The 4,968-nt window shown below is 46.4% G+C and carries 4 protein-coding genes and 1 tRNA gene; 2 read left to right on the top strand and 3 right to left on the bottom strand.

The window, feature by feature from the left end:
• Positions 1–213 precede the first annotated feature (213 nt).
• Positions 214–1,203: an IS30 family transposase gene (locus JX312_RS09090; RefSeq protein WP_204457778.1), complete on the top strand. Its 990-nt coding sequence runs from the start codon at positions 214–216 to the stop codon at positions 1,201–1,203.
• Positions 1,204–1,276: 73 nt separating this feature from the next.
• Positions 1,277–1,864: a hypothetical protein gene (locus tag JX312_RS09085; protein ID WP_280119153.1), complete on the top strand. Its 588-nt coding sequence runs from the start codon at positions 1,277–1,279 to the stop codon at positions 1,862–1,864.
• A gap of 217 nt (positions 1,865–2,081) precedes the next feature.
• Here JX312_RS09085 and JX312_RS09080 read toward each other — a convergent pair.
• The 3 genes from JX312_RS09080 to JX312_RS09070 all read right to left on the bottom strand — a co-directional run bounded on the left by JX312_RS09080 (position 2,082) and on the right by JX312_RS09070 (position 4,767).
• A tRNA-Ala gene (locus tag JX312_RS09080) sits at positions 2,082–2,155 on the bottom strand.
• A gap of 209 nt (positions 2,156–2,364) precedes the next feature.
• Complete coding sequence (gene murF / locus JX312_RS09075; protein WP_204457777.1) at positions 2,365–3,963, bottom strand: UDP-N-acetylmuramoyl-tripeptide--D-alanyl-D-alanine ligase; 1,599 nt, start codon at positions 3,961–3,963, stop codon at positions 2,365–2,367.
• 27 nt (positions 3,964–3,990) lie between these two features.
• Positions 3,991–4,767: an alpha/beta fold hydrolase gene (locus JX312_RS09070; protein ID WP_204457776.1), complete on the bottom strand. Its 777-nt coding sequence runs from the start codon at positions 4,765–4,767 to the stop codon at positions 3,991–3,993.
• Positions 4,768–4,968 lie beyond the last annotated feature (201 nt).

The raw sequence follows: 4,968 nt of genomic DNA, 5'->3' as shown, positions 1-4,968 counted from the left end.
TCAACATTCAAGAACGAAGTGCAAAAATTTCGTTCTGAATAGCCCTACAAATTTTTGACGTTCGAGACTTAATGGCGGATTGGGGATGGGGCTTCATAAAGCCACAGCCCCTCCCCAATCCGATATTAAGTCTCGCCAAAGGTAACTTTCAACCGGCAATACAAAAAAAGGAGACCGAAGTCTCCCTGAGATTAACTAATTTTGTATTGCAGTATGTATCATCAATTAACCTCGCAGCAAAGGTCGCAAATTTTCGCCTTACTGCAAAGAAAGACTCCGAGAAAAGATATCGCCTCCATAGTGGGGTGCAGTCAGCCAACACTTAGCCGTGAGATAAGACGGAACTCAACAGAGAAAGGCAACTATCTGTGGGACAAGGCTCATGACAAGGCAATGGAACGCAGAAAAAGAACCACCGCCAACCATGCAAAGGATCCCGCTATAGTATGGGAAGCACTGGATCTGCTCAAGGAAGAGGACTGGTCTCCCGAACAGATCTCTGCCGATATGAAATGCCGTGGCAAATTTATCTCACACGAGCTGATATACCGCCACATCAGGGCTGACGAAAGCGGGGAACTCGCCGCTCATTGCCGGCACAAGATGAAATACAACCGACACGGACGTCCCAACCGCACCACAAAAGTGAAGAACATACCTGAACGGGTAAGTATCCATGAACGACCTGCGGAAGCCGACGGCAAGCGGTTCGGAGACTGGGAAATGGATACCATAGTGGGGAAAGACGGCAAAGGAGCGATTGTCACACTTACAGAAAGAAGCACAAATATGGTGCTCATGGAAAGGCTGCCACAGGGCAAGCATCCAGAACCGCTGGCAAAGGTCGTCATCAGACTGTTGTTTCCTTACAGAAAAACCATACGCTCGATAACAACCGACAATGGATCCGAGTTCTGTGCCCATAAAATGATATCCAAAGCACTCGCTCCAAAAGGAACTAAGAATCCTAATCTTGTTTTCTTTGCCGACTCATATTCCTCATGGCAGAAAGGATCCATTGAAAATGCCAACAAACTCATCCGTCAATACATCCCAAAAGGAACTGATTTCTCAACCTTAACGGATGCTTTCATTCGCAAAATCCAGCAAAAAATCAACCGAAGACCTCGCAAAAAACTGAATTTTGACTCGCCTAAAAATGTTTTCTTCCGTCAAATCGCTAATTTTGCACTTGCCAGTTGAGAGTAGGGGCACGGTTTCAGCGGTCAATCCGGCATGATGTATTCAAAAATATTTGTTAATTTTGTAAAAAAAAATACAGCAAAGAGACATGGAGAGACTTTATTTTTCGGTATTGGCAGGACTGGCAATAGGAATAGCCGCGATATGTAACCTCGCGTCGGGAGGTATAATAGGAGCGGCATTGTTTGCGTTCGCATTGTCTGCGATAGTATGTGGCAAATGGATACTTTTCACAGGGAAGGCAGGATTCTTTTCAGACAGGAATGAGTTTTTTCAGCTTGGTCTTATACTATTCTATAATGCGGCAGGTGTCGCCTTGGCGGTATTGCTCGCGGATGCGTTTTCATCTCTTGGAGACAATGCCGCAAGGATTGTGGATATTCGCAAAGCTGCCGGACTGAGGGTGTTTTTCCCCTCGATACTCACCGGTCTTATAATGACAGTAAGTGTGAAGTGTGCAAGAGAAGGGCAATGGTTGCCTCTTGTCCTTGGCATTCCGACATTCGTCATGTGCGGATTTCCTCACTGTGTGGCAGACATTGCCTATTACTGCATGGCATGTGATTTTCCCTGGACAGTATGGCTTATGTCGGTGGCGGGAAACCTTATAGGGTGCAACCTTCCCACGCTTATGCGTCTCGTGCCCCATAAAACATCGTGAATTTCCAAGCTACTGCTTTCGCTCCTTTCTCAACTCGCTGGAATCCCTCAGAAAAAACATCTTTATGCCAACCTGAGTTAAAAGTAAACACTTTAAAACTGCTTTACTTTGAGAAACAGCACAAAGTAAATGCAAAGCCGAGATTATACTGATAAAAGCAGACAAGGAATTGATAGTTAAGTTGTAATTGCTTAAATATCAATTCCTTGTTATTTAGTGGAGCATACCGGGATCGAACCGGTCACCTCTTGACTGCCAGTCAAACGCTCTAGCCAGATGAGCTAATGCCCCATGAATTTCCGCAAATTTAATGTTTATTTCTAATATACCAAAATTTTTTAATGTTTTTTTGAAAGAAACTATGCAGGTTCATTTGAACCTGCATTTGAAGCGCAGATTCATTTGAAACAATCGTTAGAAATAATCTGCGGAGGGAAAGATCTATGGTGCGCCCAATGTCATTCTCATATGAGGAGGCTTGTGTGAGCAGAGCTGCCGTTTTATTTGAATGTGTCGGGGAGATCGTTTTCGTAGAGTATTGTGTCGCCAGGAGCGAGAAGTTTGCCGAGTAGTTTCTGGGCTTCATTGAAGGAGTCGACCGGGTAGAGACACGAGGTGTCGAAGTCGGTGTCTTTTACTCCTTGTGTGAGTGAATCCCGGTTGTATTCGCCTACTATTATTGCTATGTCGGTATTCTCGCCGATGTGTCTGCCGAGTGCTCGGTTGAGGTTGTATTGTTCGGCACCGAGTTCTATCATGCCCGGTGTGACTATTATGCGTTTGCCTTCTGTGAAGTGGGACAACACATCTACTGCCATTTTAGAGCCTGCTGGATTTGAGTTGAAAGCGTCATCAATGATTGTCACGCCACCTGGGGTGCGCTTGATGCTGAGACGGTGTTCCACTTGTTCGATTGAACCGACGGCATATCTGATTTTTTCTGTGTCAACCCCCAGGGCGAGTGCGATGCATACGGCAGCAAGTATGTCGGAGATATTGCATTCGCCGAGCAGACGTGTCTCAAGCGGAAGACGAAAGCCGTCGGGACCCTCCACTACAAAGGAAGTTCCATTGGGCGTGTATCTGATGTCCGTTGCTTTGTAATCAGAACCGGAGGGGTTGGTTATGGCATAGCGTAGGGTGCGTACATTGTCTGTTTTGCGTGTCGCGCACATCTCGAAATCATTGTTTATGACGGCAAGACCGTCTGCGGGCAAAGCATCGACAAGTTCGAATTTTGTTGACTGAACGTTTTCGATTGTCTTGAATGATTCGAGGTGCATGGGACCGACGGCTGTTACAATCCCCATTTCGGGGTGTACTATGTCGCATATCTCCTTTATGTCGCCTTTCTGTTTGGCACCCATCTCGCAGATGAAGACTTCGTTGAATGGCTTCATGTGTTCGCGTATGGTTCTGACCACGCCCATCGGAGTATTGAACGATCCTGGAGTCATCAGTACGTCATATTTCTCGGAAAGTATGCGGTGCAGATAATGTTTGGTGCTTGTCTTGCCATAGGAACCTGTGATGCCGACAATTCTGAGACCCGGCATGGAATTCAATATGCGTTTCGCATCACGCACATATCTTTGCTGAATCATCTTTTCCACCGGTATCAGAATTATTGCAGCCAATATGACGGGAATGAACGAGCATGTGGTTGTAAAAAGGAGAAATCCAAGAACAATGGTGGAAGGGGTGTAGCCATCCCAACCTGACTCTTTATGGAAACCGGTGATTATCATCGCGACATAAGCTCCGACGGCGAGAATTGCCGTAACGGAATAAAGACGCCATACCCTGCGGGTGAATACGAGGGGTTTCTTATATTTTTTACGGAATATAAGCCATATTTTTACCAGAGCTATGAGAGAGACGGCAATCGCAGCCAGCGGAGCGGTGAGCAGAGTGGAAAAAACAAGGAAAAGAGCGGCGATGTCTACAAGCCGCCATGCGGAGCCGAAATTCCCTTTCAGCCATTTCCAATATCTTGGGATACGGTAGGAATTTTGCTGGAACATCTGAATCTCAAATTTGAAATTCAGTAACAGGTAGATGCCGCAGATTGTATAGATTGTAATGTAAAAAGAAGTCATTTCTATTGAAACTGTTTAGTTGTTGTTTTATCGTGAAGCCGGAATAAGGAAATTACGCAAGACAGCGCGGAATCCCCCCGGATTGTCAAGGAATGAATAATGTCCGCAACCTTTCCAGCTGACCAGACCTGCATCCGGAATACTCTTTTCCATAAGTCTGGCATCAGCCATCGGTGTGGCTTTGTCTTCCTCGCCCCATAGGAGTAGTGTCGAAGCCTTGATCATAGGCAGGCGGTCGGTGAGATCCTGATTCACGCATCTGCTCATTACAGCTCTCATCACGGGGGACGAATTGCGGTAGTCGGCGGAACCTGCTTTGCCTCTCCACGCGTCAATCAGTTTTCCGCCTGTCTTTTTACCGAGAATAACAGGCAAAATCTTTTTCGCAGTTTTAAAGCTATATATTTTGATATAGTACTTCAGCGGTCTGTGGGGCTTTATTCCTGCGGCATCAACGAGCACAACCCTGCTTATGGGGTTTCGCGAAGCCATGAGTATCGATATGCGGCCGCCGAAAGAATGACCGATAAGCACAGGGTCGGAGATTCCAAGTCTTGCTGTAAAAGCTTCCAGAAGGCGGGTGTATTCATCCACCCCCCATGCTGAATCCGGTTCGGGAGTCGCGCCGTGACCCGGCAAATCCACATTGTAGACACGCATTTCATTGTTTATGGCGTTGGCAATGGATCTGACAGTGGTGTGGTCGCATCCCCATCCATGCATCAGAAGCACCGGCGCGCCGTTTTCCGGTCCGGACACCTCATAATGAAGGCGCATGCCTTCTATTTCTATGTCATTTTCCATGAGAGTTCACTTTGTAATACAAAATTAGTGAATTTTTTTGTTTTTCTCCATTTTACGGATAATTCCGGGAAACTGGATTGCCAGTCCAATGCCGCGCACGCCGAGAAAAGTAAGGAATGCCGACCAAAGGATTATGTTGCCATATGCTGGATAGTTCCCGAAAGATCTGTCATGCATTCCGATTGTGAGAACGGTCGCAAA

The sequence above is a fragment of the Barnesiella sp. CU968 genome (assembly GCF_905219685.1).
GTDB classification, from domain to species: domain Bacteria; phylum Bacteroidota; class Bacteroidia; order Bacteroidales; family Muribaculaceae; genus Lepagella; species Lepagella muris_A.
This window is presented reverse-complemented; position numbering and strand designations above follow the sequence as displayed.